The organism is Psychrobacter sp. (assembly GCF_041554015.1).
Classification (GTDB): Bacteria; Pseudomonadota; Gammaproteobacteria; order Pseudomonadales; family Moraxellaceae; genus Psychrobacter.
In genome coordinates this window covers 50,560-73,616 of record NZ_JBFFMS010000009.1, presented here as the reverse complement: position 1 = coordinate 73,616, position 23,057 = coordinate 50,560, and the positions used below count along the sequence as shown (strand labels likewise).

The 23,057-nt window shown below is 45.2% G+C and carries 17 protein-coding genes and 2 tRNA genes; 6 read left to right on the top strand and 13 right to left on the bottom strand.

Annotated features, from left to right (window positions below; all coding sequences use genetic code 11):
• Positions 1–13: 13 nt before the first annotated feature.
• The 7 genes from ABYU67_RS04550 to leuS all read right to left on the bottom strand — a co-directional run bounded on the left by ABYU67_RS04550 (position 14) and on the right by leuS (position 8,987).
• A tRNA-Lys gene (locus ABYU67_RS04550) sits at positions 14–89 on the bottom strand.
• Between the two features lie 154 nt (positions 90–243).
• Positions 244–319, bottom strand: a tRNA-Lys gene (locus ABYU67_RS04545).
• 339 nt (positions 320–658) lie between these two features.
• A complete protein-coding gene (locus tag ABYU67_RS04540; protein ID WP_372843820.1) occupies positions 659–2,656 on the bottom strand; it encodes a MacB family efflux pump subunit in 1,998 nt (665 codons plus the stop codon).
• 94 nt (positions 2,657–2,750) lie between these two features.
• The gene (locus ABYU67_RS04535) at positions 2,751–4,121 is read right to left on the bottom strand and encodes an efflux RND transporter periplasmic adaptor subunit (protein ID WP_372843819.1); all 1,371 of its coding nucleotides are present in this window, start codon (positions 4,119–4,121) and stop codon (positions 2,751–2,753) included.
• 235 nt (positions 4,122–4,356) lie between these two features.
• On the bottom strand, positions 4,357–5,433 hold the full coding sequence (holA, locus tag ABYU67_RS04530; protein ID WP_372843818.1) for a DNA polymerase III subunit delta: 1,077 nt from the start codon (positions 5,431–5,433) through the stop codon (positions 4,357–4,359).
• 81 nt (positions 5,434–5,514) lie between these two features.
• On the bottom strand, positions 5,515–6,174 hold the full coding sequence (locus ABYU67_RS04525) for a hypothetical protein (RefSeq protein WP_372843817.1): 660 nt from the start codon (positions 6,172–6,174) through the stop codon (positions 5,515–5,517).
• Positions 6,175–6,287: 113 nt separating this feature from the next.
• Complete coding sequence (gene leuS / locus ABYU67_RS04520) at positions 6,288–8,987, bottom strand: leucine--tRNA ligase (RefSeq protein WP_372843816.1); 2,700 nt, start codon at positions 8,985–8,987, stop codon at positions 6,288–6,290.
• 227 nt (positions 8,988–9,214) lie between these two features.
• Here leuS and ABYU67_RS04515 point away from each other — a divergent pair, with 227 nt between their 5' ends.
• Entirely contained in the window at positions 9,215–9,568 is a 354-nt protein-coding gene (locus ABYU67_RS04515) for an arsenate reductase (protein ID WP_372843815.1), read from the top strand.
• A gap of 33 nt (positions 9,569–9,601) precedes the next feature.
• On the opposite strand, the gene ABYU67_RS04510 is transcribed toward ABYU67_RS04515, so the two are convergent.
• The 6 genes from ABYU67_RS04510 to ABYU67_RS04485 form a co-directional block, all read right to left on the bottom strand.
• A complete protein-coding gene (locus tag ABYU67_RS04510) occupies positions 9,602–9,835 on the bottom strand; it encodes a hypothetical protein (protein WP_372843814.1) in 234 nt (77 codons plus the stop codon).
• 12 nt (positions 9,836–9,847) lie between these two features.
• Positions 9,848–10,762 (bottom strand): acetylglutamate kinase, encoded by a 915-nt coding sequence (gene argB / locus ABYU67_RS04505; protein ID WP_372843813.1) that lies wholly within the window; start codon positions 10,760–10,762, stop codon positions 9,848–9,850.
• Between the two features lie 111 nt (positions 10,763–10,873).
• Positions 10,874–12,613, bottom strand: a complete 1,740-nt coding sequence (locus ABYU67_RS04500) for a phosphomannomutase/phosphoglucomutase (protein ID WP_372843812.1) — start codon at positions 12,611–12,613, stop codon at positions 10,874–10,876.
• Positions 12,614–12,711: 98 nt separating this feature from the next.
• Positions 12,712–13,176, bottom strand: a complete 465-nt coding sequence (gene dut, locus ABYU67_RS04495; protein ID WP_372843811.1) for a dUTP diphosphatase — start codon at positions 13,174–13,176, stop codon at positions 12,712–12,714.
• Positions 13,177–13,335: 159 nt separating this feature from the next.
• Entirely contained in the window at positions 13,336–14,739 is a 1,404-nt protein-coding gene (gene mgtE, locus ABYU67_RS04490) for a magnesium transporter (RefSeq protein WP_372843810.1), read from the bottom strand.
• Positions 14,740–14,846: 107 nt separating this feature from the next.
• Positions 14,847–16,880, bottom strand: coding sequence for a UvrD-helicase domain-containing protein (locus ABYU67_RS04485; protein WP_372843809.1), 2,034 nt, complete (start codon positions 16,878–16,880; stop codon positions 14,847–14,849).
• 802 nt (positions 16,881–17,682) lie between these two features.
• Between ABYU67_RS04485 and ndhC the strand changes: the two genes are divergently transcribed.
• From ndhC to nuoF, 5 genes are all read left to right on the top strand, one after another.
• Entirely contained in the window at positions 17,683–18,306 is a 624-nt protein-coding gene (gene ndhC, locus ABYU67_RS04480) for an NADH-quinone oxidoreductase subunit A (RefSeq protein ID WP_372843808.1), read from the top strand.
• 127 nt (positions 18,307–18,433) lie between these two features.
• Positions 18,434–19,102, top strand: a complete 669-nt coding sequence (locus ABYU67_RS04475) for an NADH-quinone oxidoreductase subunit B (protein ID WP_372843807.1) — start codon at positions 18,434–18,436, stop codon at positions 19,100–19,102.
• A gap of 111 nt (positions 19,103–19,213) precedes the next feature.
• Entirely contained in the window at positions 19,214–21,001 is a 1,788-nt protein-coding gene (gene nuoC / locus ABYU67_RS04470; protein ID WP_372843806.1) for an NADH-quinone oxidoreductase subunit C/D, read from the top strand.
• 120 nt (positions 21,002–21,121) lie between these two features.
• The gene (gene nuoE / locus ABYU67_RS04465; RefSeq protein WP_372843805.1) at positions 21,122–21,631 is read left to right on the top strand and encodes an NADH-quinone oxidoreductase subunit NuoE; all 510 of its coding nucleotides are present in this window, start codon (positions 21,122–21,124) and stop codon (positions 21,629–21,631) included.
• Positions 21,628–23,052 carry an NADH-quinone oxidoreductase subunit NuoF gene (gene nuoF / locus ABYU67_RS04460; protein ID WP_372843804.1) on the top strand — a complete coding sequence of 475 codons (1,425 nt, stop codon included), beginning with the start codon at positions 21,628–21,630 and terminating at the stop codon, positions 23,050–23,052. The genes nuoE and nuoF overlap by 4 nt, the downstream gene beginning before the upstream one ends.
• Positions 23,053–23,057 lie beyond the last annotated feature (5 nt).

Genomic DNA, 23,057 nt, shown 5'->3' with positions numbered 1-23,057 from the left:
GGCTTTTCAAATATGGTGGGCCGACCGCGACTCGAACGCGGGACCAATTGATTAAAAGTCAACTGCTCTACCAACTGAGCTATCGGCCCTGAAGAGTGTATAAAAAAGCACTGCTTTTTAACTCTGCAAGATAAATTTCCTTAAAAAGAAATTTATTAAAACAAGACAGTAAAAACGCTGTCTTTAAACTTATTACATCACCACCGGATAGGGCAGTATCTATAACAAGGGTAATACTAAAGATGGTGGGCCGACCGCGACTCGAACGCGGGACCAATTGATTAAAAGTCAACTGCTCTACCAACTGAGCTATCGGCCCTGAAGAGTATATAAAAAAGCACTGCTTTTTAACTCTACAAGTGAAAATTCTTTTAAGGAAATTTTCGCTAAGCTTAAGCTCTTTATTTATTGGTTACTCAATATCAAAAGAGGCATCAAACTTGTTTCACATTTAGATAATTTGTATCTCTAAACGTGAGAGCACATTATATATATAATTAAGACAAATACAACCCCGAATCAGCAAAAAAGTTAAAAATCTTAGATAATAATGCATATTTTTTAAATTTGAGCTTCATTTGGCTATCAAGTCCCTTTGTATGACAGTCAATTTCTTATTTTGATGAGAATGATTTAAAACTGCCTGCTTAGAAATTTACTAATCTCTAGAGAGGGCATCGACAGGGTCTAATTTGGCCGCATTACGTGCAGGTAAAAAGCCAAAAACCACGCCGATAAGCGTTGAGCAGACAAAAGCGGCAATAATAGAGGTCGAAGAATAAATAACTTTAAAACTATCACCACCAACACGGTTAATAAGCTCGCCAATGGCAAACGCCAGTCCAATACCTAATAAACCGCCTAATATACAGACCAAAATAGCTTCAATCAAAAACTGCTGCATGATATCGCTTTGACGCGCGCCGACAGCCATACGTACGCCAATCTCATTGGTGCGCTCAGTTACAGATACCAGCATAATATTCATGACGCCAATACCGCCGACAATCAGCGAGATAATGGCGATAGAGGATATCAGCAAGGTCATGGCAGCTGTGGTAGATTCAATGGTTTGACGGATAGAGTCGGAGTTACGTATGCGAAAATCATCGGTACCGTGACGACTTTTCATCAGCTCTGAGATGGCAGACTCAGCGGCAGCAGAAGAGATATTATTGTCAATCAGCGCAATAAAGCTTTCGATATAAGCGCTACCTATGAGCCGTGACATCATGGTGGTATAGGGCATATATAGAGTCGGGGAGTCGACACCTCGACTAAAGCCGCCTTCGTTTGGTGCCAGTACCCCAATCACGCGCCCCGGTACACTGCCTATCAGCAGTACCTCACCGATAGGGTTTGCTGTAGTAGGAAAAAAGGTTTCATGGGCATTGCTGTCGATAATGATATCTTGGGTGCGGCGTAAAATACTTTGTTCATCAAAGCCTTGACCCATGGCTAGTGTTTCACCGCTGACATCGAGATAATCTTTACCGACCCCGCTAATACTGGCGGCTTCTTGGATATTACGATAGCGGACGCTCATATTGCTATTGAGCTGCGGACTGACACTAAGCACATAAGGCTGATCTGCAACCGCTTGGGCGTCTTGCGGCGTCAAGTTGTCATCATTATATTGGCGTCTAGGGTCGCCGTAAGGGTAACCGTCGGTGACGGTGATGGTATTGGTACCTAATGAGCTAATATTGGACAATATCTGCGCTTGTGAGCCTTTACCGAGCCCGACAACCGATACTACAGAAGCAATACCAATGATAATCCCTAGCATGGTCAATAGGGTACGCATTTTATGCGCACGCATAGCAAGCAGGGACATTTTAAAGGCTTCAAGCAAACGGTCGATAAAGCTGCCAAAAGCGCTCTTACGGTGCTGATCTATCATCGTCGCTGGCTGGGCTGCGGGACGCTGATAATCGTCGTTTTTATAATCGGCAATGATATAACCGTCTTTGATTTCAATCACGCGCTCAGCTTGGGCAGCAAGACCGGGGTCATGGGTGACCATAATAATGGTATGACCTTGGGCATTTAAGTCTTTTAAGATTTGGACGACATCTTTGCCCGATTTGCTATCTAGCGCTCCTGTTGGCTCATCGGCTAAGATGATATCACCGCCGTTCATCAACGCCCTTGCGATGGACACACGCTGCTGCTGACCACCCGATAGCTGGCTTGGGCGATTATTAACTTTATCTGCCAGCCCCAAGTCTGATAACAGCTTTTCGGCTCGCATATTGCGCGCTTGTCCGTCCATTCCTGCATAGACAGCGGGCACAGAGACATTGTCACGGGCACTGATGTCACCCAATAAGTGGTAACGCTGAAAAATAAAACCAAAGTGCTCACGGCGCAGTTTTGCCAGCTCATCAGGGGCTAAGCGATTCACGGATTGACCAAATACTTGATAATCGCCAGCAGTCGCTTGGTCTAAGCAGCCCAAAATATTCATCAAGGTTGACTTACCTGAGCCTGATTGTCCGATGATAGCCACCATCTCGCCTTGATGGATGGTGAGATTGATATCGTGCAATACACGAATGGTCTGCTCACCGGCTTTAAACTCCCTAATCAAGCCTTTGACCTGCATCAAAGGCTTATCAGTGGCGGCGTTAGCATAAAGGTCTTGGCTGCTCATTTGTTATCCTGCTTTTCTTAATCAATATCAAAGCTGATTTGTCGCTAATTTAAATACCAGTTAGATTTTGTTCTGTTTAAGTTTGGAGTTAGAGCTAGAATGGTCGACCGCCTCTGCCGCCAGCGCTTTTGCTACCATTATCTGGGCCTTCTTCACTTAAGATAACCTCGTCACCCTTTTTAAGACCGCTCAATATCTCTGCATTGACGCGGTTATTGATACCGACTGTAACCGCCTGTTCAACCACTGTGCCATCGGCTTTAAGAACGCGGACACTGGCTTTAGTTGTGGCAGAATCGCCATTAGTATTAACCACACTGGTAGATGATTTTTTATTATTTCCAATTTTATTAGATTTGCCGGCAGGTTGCAGCGCGGCAGAAGGGATAAGCAGCGCGTCTTTTGCTTGATTAATAACGATATATACTTGCGCGGTCATATCGATACGAAAGCGGCGCTCGGTATTGGGCACTTCGATATAACCAACATAATAGATGGCGGCATCGGTCGAGCTGGTATCACTGATTTTTTCAGGAGCCGGTTCAATGGCTTTGAGGGTCGCATCATATTTTTGATCAGGGTTACCGATGATATTAAAATAAACAGGCAAGCCCGCTTGAACATTGATGACGTCGGCTTCAGAGATTTGGGCATTGATACGCACAGTCGATAAATCAGCTAAAGTCACAATAGTCGGTGCGGTTTGATTGGCGTTGACCGTTGTTCCTTGCTCAGTGGTCACGGATACGACAGTCCCTGACATGGGCGCGCGAATGGTGGTATAGCTTAAGTCTTCTTGCGCGGTGCTGACATTGGTCTGAGACTTGCGTAATGCGGCCTGCTGGCTGTTAATATTTGCCGCACTAGTGGCGATAGCGGCTTTGGCGGTATCGATAGCGGCACGGGCATTGGCAACGGCTGCCTGTGCGGTAGCTACCTTTGTCGCTTGCGTATCATAATCCTGCTGTGATATCGCGTCGATAGCAAGTAAGCCTTGTAAACGTGAAAAATCTGCTTTTGCTTGCTTAAGCTCAGCTTGACGGCTTATAAGATCCGCCTGCGCGCTTTTTAAACCTGCTTGACGACTTAGTGATTCAGCTTGCGCACTTTGTAGCGCCGCTTCGCTTTGCTCAAGGCTAGCTTGCTCATTACTCAGACTGTTTTTCTGCGTTATTTGATCAATCTGCGCAATCAAATCGCCTTTTTTTACCTCATCGCCGACTTCAACGAATAGCCGCGTCACCTCACCCGATACCTGCGCACCAACATCGACGGTATTTAGCGCCTTAACCTTGCCAGATGCCATGACGTTATTTTCGATATCACCAATCTCAGCGGTCGCCGTTAGGTAGTTAGGTGTCTTTTCTTCAGGTTTAAAGGTTTTATAGGCTAAAACTCCTAAAATGACGATAACGAGGGCAATGATGCCCCATTTGATGGCAGAGTTTTTGCTGATTTTGCGCATGACGACAATCCAATAACAAGAAAATCAAATGTCACTATAATAGAGGCTCGATGATCAAAAAGAAATGCAAGTTAGTTTGCGAAAGGTTAAGAGGAGAGGTTGTGGCAGGTTTTGTAAGGGTGATTTGAGTCTATGCAGGAAGTGTATCGATGAAAAAGTAGGTTAAGAGATAATATTATGATTAAAGCGACTATTAGCTACTGACTGATTAATCATTAACAGTTTATCACTTTGGTTATTTGGTAGAGAACAAGCGTTTCCCTGATAGCTCTAATGCAGCTTGTAGCAATAGCTCCCATGCCGGCTGGATCACAAGACCTTTGATTGCTTGATCGCAGCGATAAAGTAGGGCGGGCCACGTAGCAGTTTGCGCTTGTGACTGACGACGACAAGCTTGCTGATATAACCCTTGTTTACTGCGCCAAATACCTAGGGCTTGTGGGTTTTGTCCGTCCATTAATTGCATGATTTGGCGCATGTCTTTACTGATAGCCCATAACACCAGAGTTGTCGGCTCATCGGTGGCTTTTAGTTGAAATATAATTTTGGCAACTTGAGCGCTATTGCCAGCAAGCATCGCATCGGACAAATCAAACACACTAAACTGCGCATCACTGACCAACGCCGCTTGTAAGTCATGAATATCTAGTGCGACCTGTGATAGGTGCGCGCTAGAATTGCTATTTTCTTGAGTGGTGGCATTACTATTTGCCATAAGCTGGGGGGCAAACAAATAGGATAAGCGCCATAGGGTTTGATAGGCACTAAGCAGGTGGTGTTCGGTATGTGACATCAGTAGTTGCCATGCTTCTTGCGATAGCCTTAAGCCGAACTGCTGCGCCTGTATCTGCAATAACTGCTGACGCTGCTGCTCATTATATAAATTGCAATCAATAACATGACCATATTGAGCAAATGGCGCAAACCACTTGCTGCTTTGCGCGCGTTTGTCTTGTTTTGGGGTCAGCCATAATAAACTATGACTGTGGCTACCTGTTTGCGCATCGACGGCAAAACGTTCTAGCTCGGCAATAACAGCTTTATCAGGTTTATGATTGCCGGTGACAATCAAAGCACTGGCATCATCAAATAAAGACTGACTGCCAAGCTCTGACAATACTTCTTGCCAGCTCTTAACTGACACCAGCTCGATACGCTTGATGGCGTAATTCTGCGTACGCCAATGCGGACGTAGTGCATCGATGAGCCATTGACTGAGTAATGGCTCATCGCCGTGCGCCAGCCACAAGCCAGCTACAGCAAATGAGGGTTGCTGTAGCTTTGGATAAGCTTGTATAAAAGTATCTTGCATAAAGGCTGATGCACACAAAGTTATGAATATAAAAAACGTTAATAACTCACTAGGCTAAGTTTGAGCTATATTTGAGCCATATTAGGGGTTGGGTACCAGTATCGCTGTAGCCCCTGTACCTTTGCCGATTTGCGCAGAAGTCGTGGCGCTGGCAGCTGTTACCTTTGGCAGGGCAATTGCGACATATTGATCGGTGATACGCCTTGCTAAGCTATCATAGAGCCATTCACGAATTTGCTCCCCTTGCTGATCATCGGTACTGACTGAGGCTTCGTTATACTGATAGCTACGCTCAACCTGAATAGGATTGGTAAGCGTCACAAGCTTACCGTTATCCATGCTTTGATAGCTGACGTCCGCTGATATCACCAAGCGAATCTCTGTTAAGACACCGACCAATTCATAACGCTTAAAACGTAAGTTATTGACAGTAATCGCCGCGATGGTTTCGGCACCAACCTTTTGATTGTTACTAGCAACATCCGCCAGAGTCATGTTGGTAATGACATCAACACCCAATGCTTCTAGTTGCTTTGTGAGCGGCAGCTTTAGTGGAAATGCGGTGCGATTGTCTTCGATAATTACTGCGGTCTTCGCCACATCAAACAGCATGGGCGCATCATAACCGCGTAGTTGAAAGCCGCAGCCACTCAAACTGGCAGTCGCCCCAACGATGGCAAACATCGGCAAAGATGCAAGTAATGCAGTCGCTAGTTTCTGTCTCTTCGACGTATTCGGCATGTGCTTTTTCCCTTACATGTTGTTTGATATGACGGCATAGCACGCGGCTTATCCGTCATGATCGCTATTCTTATTATGATAAGAAAACCTAAAACAGCCGCATGGCATGATTCCTAACCTGCAACCACAATATTGACCAGCTTATTTGGTACGACGATCTCTTTTTTGATCTCACCCGTCAAGAACTTTGCCACCCCTTCAAGCTCGCGCGCCTGTGCTTTTAGAGCCTCAGGGTCGCTGTTTGGTGCCACATCCATCTTGCCGCGCATTTTCCCATTGACCTGCACTACCATGGTAATCATATCTTGTACCAGTGCGCGCTCGTCGACTGCAGGGTAGTTTAGGGTTACAGTATCAAGTCCTAATTGCTCAAGTAAATGCTCACCGATGTGCGGCGCATATACCGACAGCATAATCAATAAATCAACCAAAGCTTCATGCTGTACTTGCAGGTCTTGTTCGCTCTTGGCTTTAAAGTTACTCAGCTCGTTAGCTAGTTCCATTAGGCTAGAAACAGGGGTATTAAGGGCTAAGCGTTTACCCAAGTCACTATCAATCTTGCCGATGGTTTCATGGGTCTTACGGCGCAGGGCTTTGGCTTCTTTGCTTAAGTTATCGGTATTTAAGGCATCACTATTGAGCGCCTCAAGGCTTAAATTGGCAGCAGTTAATGCTTGGATATGCTCAGAGGCAATACGCCAAACTTTTTTAACAAAATTATAAGGACCTTTGAGCGCGTCATCTGACCACTCTAGTGTCTGGTCGGCAGGGGCGGTAAATAGGGTATATAAACGAACGGTATCCGCACCATATTTATCAATGGTAAGCTGCGGGTCAACACCATTATTTTTTGACTTTGACATTTTCTCAATTTTGCCAATCGTCACTGGCTGACCGTCTGATTTTAAAATGGCTTTAATCGGCTGACCGCGCTCGTTAAAGTCAATATCGATGTCTTTTGTAAAGTAATAAGTGGTACTGCCGTCGCTATTCACGCGGTAGAAGGTGCCGGCAAGTACCATACCTTGAGTCATCAAATTGGCAAATGGCTCATCACCTGATACCAAGTTTTCATCACGCATGAGCTTATGGAAGAAGCGTGCATATAGCAGATGCATCACCGCATGCTCGACACCGCCGATATATTGGTCAACTGGTAGCCATTTATTGGCAGCAGATTTATTGACCATATTGGTCGTATCATTTGGGCTTGCAAAGCGCGCGTAGTACCAGCTTGATTCGACAAAGGTATCAAAGGTATCGGTTTCGCGTTCAGCAGGATTGCCACATTTAGGGCAAGTGGTATTGACAAACTCTGGGATATTTTTTAACGGATTACCGCGCCCGTCAGGGACGACATCAGTTGGTAATACCACTGGCAAATCTTGCTCTTCAACTGGCACCGTACCACAATGCTCACAGTTGACCATTGGAATAGGGCAGCCCCAATAGCGCTGGCGTGATACACCCCAATCACGTAGACGATATTGGATCTTTTTCTTAGCAAGAGATTGCGGCTCAAGCTTAGCTAGCATCGCTTCAAACGCTTGCTCGAAATCCATACCATCAAATTCGCCTGAATTGACTAGCGTGTTGCGCTCGGTATAAGCACGATTGTCATTATCTTCTTCTGCATCATCAAAGTACCCTGTAGGGATATCAATAACCTGTTTAATCGGCAAGTTATATTTGGTTGCAAACTCATAATCGCGCTCATCGTGCGCTGGTACTGCCATTACTGCACCTGAGCCATAGCTCATCAGCACATAATTGGCAACCCAAACAGGCACTTCTTCGCCAGTCAATGGATGGGTCACAGTAAGACCCGTATCCATACCTGCTTTTTCAGCTTTAGCCAAGTCTGCTTCTGCAACTGAGCCTTTTTTACAAAGGGCGCAAAAATCTGCAATCGCTTTATTATGCTCAGACGCATATTGTGCTAACGGATGCTCTGCAGCAACGGCTACATAAGTGACACCCATCAAAGTATCAGGGCGAGTGGTAAAGACCTCTAAGCTATTACTTTGACCAGCCAGCTCATAAGGGAAATGCACTTCCATACCCGAGCTACGACCAATCCAATTGCGCTGCATAGTGATTACTTCAGATGGCCAATGACCCTCTAGCTGATCCAAATCATCAAGTAGCTCATCAGCATAATCGGTGATATTAAAGTAATACATTGGGATATCGCGCTTTTCGACCATCGCGCCACTACGCCAGCCTTTACCGTCGATGACCTGCTCATTGGCTAAGACAGTATTGTCAATCGGATCCCAGTTGACGGTTGCAAGCTTTTTATAGACCAAGCCTTTTTTGTATAACTGCAAAAATAACCACTGCTCCCACTGATAATATTCAGGGCTACAGGTGGCAAACTCACGTGACCAGTCAATAGACAAGCCAAGCAGTTTTAGCTGGGCGCGCATACTGTCAATATTTTCAAACGTCCATTTGGCAGGCGGCGTCTGATTAGCAATCGCGGCGTTTTCTGCTGGCAAGCCAAAACCATCCCAGCCCATTGGCTGCATGACTTCATAACCTTTGAGGCGATAATAACGGCTTAGTACATCAGAGATAGTATAGTTACGCACGTGACCCATATGCAGCTTGCCGCTTGGGTACGGGAACATAGACAGCATGTAACGACTAGGTTTATCACTTGGCTCATTGCTGACTTCAAAGCGCTTGTCCGTTGCCCATTTGGCTTGCTGCTGCGCTTCGATAAGCTGCGGCTGATAGTGGCTATTGTCGCTAGAAGTGTTATTAGTATGGTTAGTATTAGCAGTTTCTGCTGTCACGGCGTTGCTCATAGTTGGCTCGGAATTGGTTATTACAGATAAATGAGGTGAAATTTTATAATGCCATAGCATAGCGTAATTTGGCGAAAATTGCGACGATATGATGGGGTGTTTGCTCACCGTAAAGGCGATAAGTCTGCAAAGTGAATAGGCTGATGAATGTTTTCATCGTTATAAACCAAATGCTGTTGTCTGTTAGGTATAATAAACAAAATAATGATCATTGATTTGGAGTTTTTATGACCATCGCTATTTACGGTATCAAATCGTGCAGCACCATGAAAAAGGCTTTTACTAAGCTTGATGAGCTAGGCGTCAGCTATGATTTTCATGACTATAAAAAACAAGGCATTGATAAAGATAGCGTACATCGTTGGGTATATGAGCTAGGTATTGATAAAGTATTGAATAAGCGTGGTACGACATGGCGTAAACTGACTGATGAGCAAAAACAAGCCGCTGATGCCAATATAGATACTGCCATCGATTTGCTGATAGAAAATACCAGTATGATTAAACGTCCGATTGTAGAGGGTCAGTCAGTATTGCTGTGTGGTTATGATGAGGCTGAGTTTGAGGCGACTTTTTTATAAAAAATTCTCATGATGGGCGTAATAAAGCCCGAGCTAAGAACCTCTTAGCTCGGGCTTTATAATACCTAAAATAAACCAAATCACACTGAAGCACCAAATGATGAGGACATAAAGACGGATTTGCTCAGCTGTCCAATCAAGTGCAAACCACTCAATGAGGAAAAATGACTGCCATCCCTCTATCCGTTTTGCGCCGCCATAGCCAATAATCCACCAGCAGTACAAGCTTTCTAGGATAAAAAGCAGACACCAGAGCCACAATGCCATGATTTGCTCCTGTTAATCGGGCAATGATGATCTTAGGTCGCGACTGATTAACGTACCAACGCCTTCGTTGGTGAAAATCTCCAATAGCGTTGCATGCGGCACGCGACCATCGACGATCACCGCGCTTTTGACGCCGCTACGTACCGCATCAAGCGCACACTGAATTTTAGGAATCATTCCGCCTGAAATCGTACCATCTTCAATAAGGCTATCGACTGTTTTTGGCGTCAGTCCAGTGACCACTTCGCCATCACGACCTAATACCCCTTTGATATTGGTCAGTAGCATAAGTTTCTCTGCCTGCAAGAATTCAGCGACTTTACCGGCGACCAAATCGGCATTGATATTATAAGTATTGCCTTCTTCATCAACGCCAAGTGGTGCGATGACGGGAATAAAGTCAGAAGCAATTAGCATATTAATGACATCTTTATTAACGCTGACCACATCACCGACAAAGCCCAAATCAACAGGTACAGCAATACCGTCTGCGCCGATTTTTTCCATCATCAGTTTTTTCGCTAAGATTAGATTGGCATCTTTACCAGTCAGACCAATCGCGCGTCCACCGTGTTTATTGATTAAGCTGACAATCGATTTATTGACATTACCGCCAAGTACCATCTCAACGATATCCATGGTGTTCTTGTCGGTGACACGCATCCCATCGATACGGTCTGAGTGACGCCCAAGCTCTTTTAGTAGATTATCTACTTGCGGACCGCCACCATGTACGACCACAGGATGCATACCAACGGTTTTCAGCAAAACGATATCACGGGCAAATGAGCTTTCAAGCGCAGGATCAGTCATGGCATTGCCGCCGTATTTGACCACGATGAGTTTATCGACAAAGCGTTGAATATAGGGTAGGGCGGTGGTTAAGACTTCAGCGGTGATTTTGGCTTCATCTAAATTCAAGGTCATTATAAACTCCTAAAATACGGTGTTAAGCGGTTAGTTATTACTATAAAAATCATGAATAAAAAATCATGAATAAAACTGCAATCTTGATAAAAATCCGTTTTTTATAACGGATTACTGAGGAGAAATCGCCATAATCTGCGCAGCTAGATTTTTATCAAAAGGTCGACATAGCGCGGCAAATTTTGCTTGAATATCTTGCAAATCTGCCATGCTATCTCCTGCAAAGCGCGCGGTTAAATTATGACTGGTATTCGATTGACGCAGTACACCAAAACCATGGGCAAAATCCAAGCGCACCCCATCGATACAGCTGAGCTTAGTACCCACAGGCAATAAATCTTTGGCTTGCTCTATGCTAATAGGTAGACTTTTTATAGAGCAACTACAAAGCGCTCGCTGACAGGGGCTAAGTACTTGATCGGCAGAAAGCGTCGATGGTGCAGCGGTTGCTTTTATCAGCTGTTGCAAATACACGCACAAACGGGTCAACTGCTCAACGAGTGAGCAATCGGTCAATCTGCTTGCTGGAAGCGGTAAATAATGGTCAGCAGTGCTGACAATGTCCGGCAAATGATGAATGAGCCCGGCAAGATTTATCGGAGTATCAAAACGGTTGCTTGTGGCAGGTGCGAGCCAATGTAGTAGCCTTAAAGCGGCATACATAGCATCATCATAAACAATAAAACGACTGTCATTAAAAATAAAATGCCCTGATAGCTCGCCTGCGAACACAATGTGTCCGGTAGGGTTCTGCATCTGTTGGCGCATCAGACTACTACCCGTTTTGCTGATGATAGGTTCTGCGCCAAGCTCAGCCAGTAGCTTTGGCAAATGGTGCGAGCATTTGATATCAAAAAGAATTTGCGGTAGAGGCTGTGATTGTGATTGTGAATGAGTACAAGCGGCTGGACGTTGAGACAGAGTGACCTTTGCTAATAAATAAAGCAGGTGATCGGGTGTGACCACCTGACCTATATTATCGACGATCATTAAACGATCGCCATCACCGTCAAAGGCGATACCTATATCTGCATGATGATAAATGACGCTCTGCTGCAACTGTTTAAGACGATGCGGCTCAGTCGGATCAGGATTGCCGGTAGGAAAATCTCCATCAGGCAGGTCATTAAGCATGATGACGTGGCGGCAAAAATGCGCAAATAATTGCTTGGCGATATGACTGGTGGCACCATGCATACAATCGATCACCACCACCAGATCCAGCTTGGTTAGAAGCGATTGGTTATCACAGGTATAAAGCGCTTTGAATACTTGCACGATTGCATCGATATAAGGCGCTGCTACTTGCTCAGCTGACAAATAGGTTTGTTCTACCTTAAGATAAGTTTCAGCTGTTTTTTGCCTTTCATATTCAGATAAGCCGCTATTTACAAGTAAGCTGTTATCTAATGAGCGTGCGGTAAATTGCTGCTGAATGACTTGCTGGTAAAGCGCCTGAATGTCTTCAACGCTAGGAGATTGATGATTGACCAACCACTTAACACCTAAAATATCTTTGGCTGAATGACTGGCAGTTACGATAATACCGTGTCCCTGATATTGCTCTGCCCAAAATACCATCATAGGCGTGGTAATCATCCCTAACTGCACAACTGCTAATCCACACTCGCTCAATATATCAGCAAGTCTGTGAGCAATGACATCGCTATCATGGCGTACATCATAGCCAATCACGACGATGTTTTTTTTATTATCACTGTTTTGTTGCACCTGATAAAGGTGCGCAAAGGCATATCCTAAGGCGTGAACAAAGTCATCAGTAAAATGCTGGCGTGAACCACGAATATCATAGGCACGAAATAAGGAGTGCTGCGCAGCAAAAAACGGCATCGTTTACGTCCTTATTATCGTGATTGAGATGGTGGTTAAAAAAACAGCCCAAGAGCGTTGGACATGTAGCTGATAGTTATTTTAGATTAGAAATGCTACTACTGACGACCTGAATGTCCAAAACCACCAGCTCCACGTGCACTGGTATCACTAAATTCTGTCACCACTTCAAATTCAGGACGGGCAACAGGGACGACCACATATTGTGCCATGCGCTCAGCTGGATTTAAGATAAAATCCTCTTGACTGCGATTCCAAATACTGACCATCAGCTCGCCTTGGTAGTCAGCATCGATAAGTCCAACCAAGTTACCCAAAACGATACCATGCTTATGACCAAGACCTGAGCGTGGTAAAATCATGCCAGCAAAATTGGGATCTTGAATATAAACTGCCAAACCTGTACCAATCAAATGTGTGGCACCGGCTTTAATCGTTAAAGGCTCATCAATACAAGCGCGCAAATCAATACCTGCGCTGCCGTCAGTAGCACGAGTAGGTAAGGAAAAGGCAGCATCTTCGGTGATTTTAGGGTTTAAGACTTTAACTTGTACAGCTTGCATAACGCACTCACTTAACGATTTAAGGGTTTTATAAATATAATGAATCTAACTTTTAAACTCTAGCTTTTAAACTTTAGGTTTTAAATACCTAACAACAACTACTTTATCAATAGCTGCTAGCTTCTCACTTTTGATTTTCAGATTTGCATAGGCGATTGATTAAAGAATCAGCACGCTTGCTAAGCCCAAAAACGACATAAAGCCGACAATGTCTGTCACCGTGGTCAAAATAACTGAAGCAGATAGCGCAGGGTCGATATTCATGCGCTTTAGCAGTAGCGGAATACTAATGCCCGAGACATTGGCAGCCGTCATATTGATCGCAATGGCAAGCCCAATGACCGCACTGATTTTCATGTCATGAAACCACAACTGCGCAATAAACGCCATGATTATCGCCCATATGATACCGTTTATCGCGCCAACCCACAGCTCTTTATTTAATAACCATACGCGATTAGAGCCACCGATTTGACCCATGGCCATACCGCGAATGACGACGGTAAGCGTCTGTGAGCCTGCAATACCGCCCATACTAGCGACCACAGGCATAAGAATCGCCAATGCCACCACTTTTGCCAGTACTGCCTCAAACTGCCCAATCACTGCCGCCGCTAACAATGCCGTACATAAATTAATCCCAAGCCAAACACTACGACTTTTGGCGCTGGTCAAAATAGGGGCGAATAGCTCCTCATCATTACTGACACCGGCCAAGTTTTTCATGGTGCTATCGACATCATCTTGGATAATCTCCATGATATCTTCACCATTTAACTGACCGACCAGTTCGCCATGGCTGTTAATCACCGGCGCAAAACGAATATCTTCTGAGCGAAAAATCGCCGCCGCGTCTTGAATATCTAAGCGGTCATTGATGGTGATTGCACTGTCAATCAAATCAGCAACCAAGGTGGCTTGGTCATGTTTAATCAAATCAGCGAGACTTAATAAGCCAAGCAGTTGCTGGCTTTGATCGACGACCAGTAGCTCTTGGCTTTCATCATCAAGCAGCTCAGTATCTTCACGCAGCCAGTTTTGAACATCAGCCAACGTCAAATCTTCTCGCACCTGAATAAGATCAGGATCCATATAACTGCCAACTTCCCAATCGGCATAGGTATCGAGTTTATTGACCTGAATGCGAATTTCTTCATCCAAAGTCGCCATCACCGAAGTACGAACGCTTTCGGTAACGGTATCTAAGATCTCCGAGATATCTTGCGCATCAAGATCTTGCGTAAACAGTGAGATCTCTTTTGAAGAGATGTTCTCCATCAATGGCTGACGTGTATCAAACTCAAGCTCAGCTAATACTTCACCTTTGATGTTTTCTGGTACTTGCGCCCAAATCAGCAGTCGGCTCTGAGTCGGGAACGACTCTAATAAGTTGGCAATCTCATATTCTGACTGCTTCCCTAAAAACTCAGTAATCGCCTCATACGCTTTGTCAGCCACCAGTTCCTGCAAGTACAGCAGCTTATACTCAGCATTAGATTCCGCTGGGTTATAAGCAAGCTGTCTTGCCGATGGCTGTTCAGAAGGGGGCGTTGAGTTGGGCATAAATGTTCCAAGTTTTGCAATAATAATAACTAAAATATAGTCTTAATGTTCAATGAATGAATTCTATTAGCAAGCTGTTTTTAAAGGTTGTTGTCAAAGGTTAAACATTAACGGTTGCCTAATAAAGCGCGAATGTTGGCCAAATATTCATCAGCAACCTTTTCAGGATCTTTGCTGGCCTTTTTCTTTTTCGCTTTGGCTGGCCAGTCGATATGATCTTCTGGTAATTCATCTAAAAAGCGTGATTCAGAGGTGACGCGCATCTGACCACCAGCGCGGCGCTGGGTCGCCAGCGTCAAGGTCAGCTCACGACGGGCGCGAGTAATACCCACATACATCAAGCGCCGCTCTTCTTCGATCGTCTCGCTGAGGATAGAGTTGCGGTGCGGTAGCATTTCTTCCTCAAGCCCCATGATATACACAAAATCAAACTCCAGACCTTTTGCTGCATGTAAGGTCATGAGGTTCACTTTATTGGTATTTTCCTCTTCTTGCTGCTGCTCGAGCATATCGAGGAGCACCAGCTTACGAATAATGGTATCAATGGTGCGGTCTTCATCTTCTTCGGCGCGATTGATCAGCGATTGAATACTGGTATAGAGCATATCAATATTATCGATACGGTTTTTTTCTTGTTGCGGCGTTTTGGCATCGCTACGCACAAAGTCGATATAACCGGTCTCATCAATCATTTGACGGACGATTGGCACAGGGTCGGGATGCTGATCGAGCTCACGGGTATAATGCCCAATAAAGTCACCAAACTCTTTTAAAGTGCCATAAGATTTCGACGGTAAGACGTGAGCAAGACCGGCATGGGTACAAGAGGCGAGTAGTGAGATGCTATGCTCTTGTGAAAATAAGCCTAACTTCTCAAGTGTCGCCGGTCCCATACCGCGCTTGGGCGTATTGATGATACGCAAAAACGCACTGTCATCTTCAGGGTTTAAAATCAGACGCAAATAGCCCATGATGTCTTTGATTTCGCTACGAGCAAAAAACGACTGACCACCTGATAGCTTATAAGGCACTTGCAATTGACGAAGTTGTGCCTCTAGCATGCGCGCCTGAAAGTTACTGCGATAAAGGACGGCGTATTGCTCCCACTCATTACCGAAACGCAGCTTATGCGTGACAATCTCTTTTGCCACCCGCTCTGATTCATCGTCGTCATTACGGCAGTTAATAATGCGGATTTTTTCGCCTTGACCCTTATCTGACCAAAGCTTCTTTTCAAATAAATGCTCATTGTTGGTGATAACGGCGTTGGCAGAGGTCAAGATACGGGTGGTTGAGCGGTAATTTTGCTCAAGCATGACGATTTTAAGTTTTGGAAAATCTTCTTTGAGCAGCGCCATGTTTTCAGGCTTAGCACCGCGCCACGCATAGATAGATTGGTCGTCATCGCCTACGACGGTAAAGCGCCCTTGTGGACCGACCAGATACTTAATCATCTCGTACTGGGCGGTATTGGTATCTTGGTATTCATCGACCAGTAAATAACGAATACGGTTTTGCCATTTATCACGCAGCTCTCTATTTTCACGTAATATTTTGGTCGGCAATACAATCAAATCATCAAAATCAACGGCGTTATAAGCACGCAAATTGCGCTCATATAGTGCATAGAGGGTGGCAAAAATCATCTCTTCTGGATCGTCCAACGTCTCCATCGCCTTATCAGGTTCAATCAGATCGTTTTTCCAATCAGAGATCATCTTGATTGCTTTGCCGACCAGCTCTCGGCTTTCAGCGCCGCTTAAGTTGTCACGCATCATCAGCTCCATCAGCAAACGCTTGCTATCATCGCTGTCCATGATGGAGAAGTTGCCTTTCAATGGCGTATGTATCAGCTCATAACGTAAAAACTGTAGCCCAAATTGGTGGAAGGTCGAGACCGTGAGCCCGCGAGTTTTTTCACTCGGCAACAGTTTACTGACCCGCGCCTTCATCTCACGTGCCGCTTTGTTGGTAAAGGTTACTGCGGTGATGCGCTCAGCTGGCATGTTACATTCTTCGATGAGATAGGCAATCTTACGGGTAATCACCGACGTCTTACCGGAGCCGGCACCTGCTAGCACAAGCAATGGACCGGATACGTAGAGCATGGCCTCGGTTTGTTTGGGATTAAGTTGACTCATAAGGTGACCTGTAAGACATAAGACAAAAAGCAAAAAAAGCTGGCGTTGATAGGACTATTCAATCCATCCGCTAGCTAAGCTTATAGCAGTTAATATTTTGTGACAATTAATCATAAGTGCCGTCATCAAAACGACCATAGAATTCGGTGGGTCATTATAAAGCAAAAACCCTATCTTTGGGTGAGGAGTTGAAAGAGGGATACTGAGTAAAAAAGCGTTTGGTTTTCGTGACTTACACTATATATCCCAGCGCCTATTTTGAAATGCGGATTTGGGCTTAATATAAGGTAACGTCTATATCATAGTTTATATTAAAAAAAACATCCTTTTTTTGCAGAGAAAATGACCGTTCAATGCAGTTAAAAACTAGCTTTTGATTGCCGATATGCGTATAGTACGTAAATAATTTATGCCAGTTGTCACGTCATTGTTGACCACGTGTAATGAGCTATTAAATCAATTAAATAACCACTCAAATATGATATTGATTTAATACGTTGATCTTACGTTGTTAGAAGATGCGTTAGGCGACCAGCCATTAGCCGCCGCATGGCGCAATCTGCAGTTGGTCACGTCTGACATCGTCGTCAATAAGCTTGATAATTGGTTATTACCAGCACAGTAGCTGTAATAGTCACTGATTTGTCCTAATCACTGAGTTATTTAAACAAATTTACTCAACTAAAGTGACTCAATGACAGTTGCTTTGTGTTTTCGTCTGCATTGTGCCTGTCGCCATTGTCACTATTGTGATTATGTGCGGTGCGCTTGACACTCGATTGGGTGAGGAGCACGTATTATCATGTCTGCTTTTAATTGGTCAGCAATCGCTTTTATTTTAGCCGCCATTGGGCTAGTTGTATTTATGCTGGTCGTTCCGCGTTTACTTGGCGGTCGCTCTCAAGGCTCACAAAAAGAAGAGATATTTGAAGCGGGTGTTGTCGGAGCTGGCAGCGCCCGTATTCGTTTGTCTGCCAAATTCTATTTGGTGGCAATCTTCTTCGTTATTTTTGATTTAGAAGCCCTATATTTATACGCTTATGCTGTCTCTGTTCGTGAAGCAGGCTGGCTTGGCTTTGCTGCCGCTGCGATATTTATCACCATCTTGATTATTGGTTTAATATACGAGCTTAGTCTGGGCGCGATGAACTGGGCACCTGCTGATAAACGCCGCAGAAAACCTCGCATACATGCGGCTCCGGCAGGCTTTAATTTGGCAGATATCACGAGATTTGATGGCGTTGATGAGCTGATGGTTGACCCAACAGGTAAGGTGCCTGCGCAGTCATCAGGTCAGATCAATGTCTCAAACAATATTGAGACCAATCGTCGTCATTTGCAGAATATCGATCATATTAATACCACAGGTAATGTTACTTCTGTGGATTTTGCTACGTCTGCACAAAACAGTAGGGTAGAACGCTAATTGCTGCTCGCTATCGCTATATTGTTATAGCCTGATTTGAGCATGATCACTTATTCATAATGGAAGTTATGGCGCGCTTAATGGCAATTTGACTGCCATGTGTCGCTTAAAATAAAGGTTGTATGTTATGAAATACACATTAACAAAAGCCAACCCTGATGCAGATGTCTATCCTGCACAGACCACTCAAACGGTCAATGATCCGCTTGAAGACGAAGTCAATAAAAGCGTCTTTATGGGTCGTCTTGAAGACCTTGTTCATTCAACAGCAAACTGGGGACGCAAGCACTCACTGTGGCCATTTAACTTTGGTACCTCATGCTGTTATGTCGAATATGCCACTACCTTAACTGCCGTTCATGATTTATCACGCTTTGGTGCCGAAGTTATTCGCGCCTCGCCTCGTCAGGCAGATGTGATGATTGTCGCTGGTACTTGTTTTGTCAAAATGGCACCGGTTATTCAGCGCTTATATGAGCAGATGCTTGAGCCAAAATGGGTCATCTCTATGGGTGCTTGTGCCAATTCGGGCGGTATGTATGACATCTACTCAGTGGTGCAAGGCGTGGATAAAATTATCCCTGTTGATGTTTATGTACCCGGTTGTCCGCCGCGTCCAGAAGCCTTGATTCAAGGTTTGATGCTACTGCAAGAGTCGATTACGAAAGAGCGTCGTCCGCTGGGTATTCATGTCAATGAGCAGGGTATCTATCAGCCGCAAATGACGCCTGAACGTGACCGTAAGCAAGCAGATCGTATCGCTGTGAAAAACTTACGTAGCCCAGATAGTATTTAGTTAAGCGGTTTGGTTTAGTGGTTCATAACTCTTAGAAGTGCACGTACGCTTATCATTGCTCAGTTATATTTACTATAGCTCAGTTATGATTAATGAAGGAAGACATCATTCATGGTCACGGTAGTTGAAAACACAGATCCTAACAACATGGATAAGATCAAGCCTATCCCAGCAGTTATCAAAGAGCTGGAAGAAAAATATGCTGGTAAGTTTGTGGTGCAGCACACGGTTGATGAGATTCCAACGGTGTGGGTGGCGCGTGCTGATTTATTAGACGTTCTCTTATACCTGCGCAAATTGCCAAAGCCTTATGTCATGCTCTTTGACTTATCAGCGATAGATGAGCGCCTGCGCCAGCATCGCCAAGGTTTGCCTGACAGTGACTTTACGGTGTTTTATCACTTGATGTCGCTTGAGCGTAATAGCGATGTGCGTATCAAGGTGGCACTAAGTGAAGACGATCTCAATGTGCCAAGCGCGACCAAAATTTGGCCAAATGCCAACTGGTATGAGCGTGAAGTGTGGGATATGTTTGGTATTGCTTTTAGCGGACATCCGCATTTAACCCGTATTTTATTACCAAAATACTGGGAAGGGCATCCGCTACGTAAAGAATATCATGCGCGGGCGACTGAGTTTACCCCGTATTTTTTGAATACGGCTAAGCAGCAATATGAGCAAGAAAACCTGCGCTTTGTCCCTGAAGAGTGGGGCATGAAACGCTCGGGTCGTGACGAAGACTTTATGTTCTTGAACATCGGTCCTAACCATCCATCTGCTCACGGTGCATTCCGTTTGGTCTTGCAGCTTGATGGTGAAGAAGTTGTCGACTGTATCCCAGATATCGGCTATCACCATCGCGGCGCCGAAAAGATGGCTGAGCGCCAAACGTGGCACTCATTTATTCCTTATACCGACCGTATCGATTATCTCGGCGGTGTGATGAATGAGCTACCGTATATCATGTCGGTTGAAAAGCTTGCCGGTATCACCATTCCACCGCGTGCTGAAACCATTCGCGTGATGATGAGCGAGTTCTTCCGTATTACCAATAACTTGCTGTTTGTCGGTACCTTTATTCAGGATGCTGGCGGTATGACGCCAGTATTCTATATGTTTACCGATCGTCAAAAAGCCTATGACGTTATCGAAGCCGTCACTGGCTATCGTATGCATCCTGCTTGGTTCCGTATCGGCGGTACGGCGGCTGATCTGCCACGCGGCTGGCAGCGTCTGGTTCGCGAGTTCTTAGATTGGATGCCAAAACGCTTGGATGAGTATGTCAAAGCGGCACTACAAAACAGCGTGCTTAAAGGTCGTACTCAAGGTGTTGCACAATATAATACCAAGCAAGCACTTGCTTGGGGCGTTACTGGCGCAGGCTTACGTGCCACAGGTTTGGATTTTGATTTACGTAAAGCGCGCCCGTATATGGGCTATGAGAACTACGATTTTGAAGTGCCAGTCGGCTACAACGGCGATGCTTATGATCGCTGTATGGTAAAAGTTGAAGAGATGCGCCAGTCGTTACGTATTATCCGTCAGTGTATGGATAATATGCCGCAAGGTCCTTATAAGGCCGATCACCCATTGGCCGTACCGCCACCAAAAGACCGTACCTTGAACGATATTGAGACCTTGATTAATCACTTCCTCTCTGTCTCTTGGGGTCCTGTCATGCCAGCGGGCGAATGTACGACGATTGTGGAGGCGACCAAAGGTCTTAACAGCTATTACATTACCTCAGACAAAGCGACAATGAGTTATCGTACCCGTATCCGTACGCCGACATTTGCCCACCTGCAGCAGATGCCATCGGTCATTAATGGCTCACTGGTATCCGATGCCATTATGTATTTGGCATCGATTGATATTGTGATGGCGGATTGTGATCGCTAACGCCATAGATGTTAAAAGTAATACAAGTTTATTCATATATTATTGCCAAACTGGCACACCAAAACGCTGTTATTACGCCATAAGCTTAAACAGTGGGCTGAGTGAGGAAAGAAAAAGATTATGAAAATTGTTTCCGATAAAATGCCAAAAGTAGATGTGGCAAGTATCTTAACCGCTGAAGAAATTGCGGCTATCCATGAGTATATGCATCATTATCCGCATCCACGGGCAGCGTCACTCGATGCCCTAAAAATTGTGCAAAAGCGTAACGGCTGGGTCGATGATGCGCAGGTCAATGCCATTGCCAATATCCTTAATGTGCCAATGACTGATATGGATGGGGTAGCCACCTTCTTTAACCGTATTTATCGTCAACCGGTCGGTCGCCATGTGATTCTTGTTTGTGATTCGGTCGCTTGTTATTTGACAGGCTATGAAGCGCTGGCAGCTGAATTAAAAGCGCAGCTCGGTATCGACTATGGTCAAACAACGGCTGATGGTCGTTTTACTCTATTGCCGATCTGCTGTTTGGGTAACTGCGACAAGGGTCCGGCGGTATTGATTGATGAGCACACTTATGGTCCTGTGCAGCCGACCGATGTTGCTCAATTGCTGGAGGCATATCCATGAGTTTAAGTATTTCAGAGCAGATTGCTTGTCGTAACCAAGGTCAAGCGCCAAGTCAGCTCAATGAGCAGCGTATTCCTATCTATGGTGACAAAGCCACAGCGACTAGTGAAACCAAGCCTTTAACATGGCGCCTAGCGCATCATGATGCAGTGCTTGATTTGGCTACTTATGAATCACTACGCGGTTTTGAAGCGCTAAAAATAGCTTTAAACCAGTCACCAGATGCTACCTTAAATACCATCAAAGAAGCAGTGGTCAAAGGTCGCGGCGGCGCAGGTTTCCCAGCCGGTATCAAATGGTCATTGATGGCACAGCCCGATGGTGGACCACGTTATCTCGTCTGTAATGCTGATGAGATGGAGCCGGGCACTTTTAAAGACCGTCTCTTGATGGAGCGTTTGCCGCTACAACTTATCGAAGGTATGCTGATTTCTGCTTACGCCATCGGTGCAACCGCTGGTTATATCTTTATCCGCGGTGAATATATTTTAGCAGCCGAGCGTTTAAGCGCGGCTCTTGAAGAGCTACGTGCCAATAATTTGGTCGGCGACAATATCTTAGGCACAGATTTTAGTTTTGATTTGCATGTGCATACCGGCGCTGGTCGTTATATTTGCGGTGAAGAGACTGCATTGATTAACTGCCTAGAAGGTCGCCGAGCTAATCCGCGTACCAAACCACCGTTTCCACAGGTGGCTGGCGCATGGGGTCGTCCAACAGTTGTCAATAACGTTGAGACCTTACATAACGTTTCAGCGATTATCTTGCATGGTAGCAAGTGGTATCAAGACCTGCCAAAAGCTAAAGGCGTGGTCGAAACCCCAGGTACTAAGCTATTTGGGTGCTCAGGTCTGGTCAATGACCCAGGTCTATGGGAGTTACCATTTGGTTATACCGCACGCGAGATTATCGAAGATTTCGCCGGTGGTATGCAGGAAGGGCGCACTCTCAAGGCGTGGCTACCAGGTGGTGCCTCTACTGACTTTTTAACCGCTGAGCACTTAGATACCGTCGTTGACTTTGACACCATTCAAAAATCCGGTAGCCGTATGGGTACAGGTCTTTTAATGGTGGTCGATGAAGAGCAAGATATGGTGCCACTCGTACGTAACCTTGAGATTTTCTTCCAACGTGAGTCCTGTGGTTTTTGTACCCCTTGCCGTGATGGCCTGCCGTGGGGCGTTAAATTGCTGACCGCTATCAATGATGGTGAAGGGCAGATTGGCGATGTTGAAAAACTAGAAGGCTTAACCCGAGATTTATGGATTGGTAAAACTTTCTGTGCCCATGCGCCCGGTGCGATGGAACCACTGATGAGTGCGATAAAATATTTTCGCCCTGAGTTTGATCAAAAAATTGCGCAGGCGGTCGGTGAAGATGTCATTGATGCGGCAGCCAGTCAACAGCTAGACGTGAAATAAGGAGA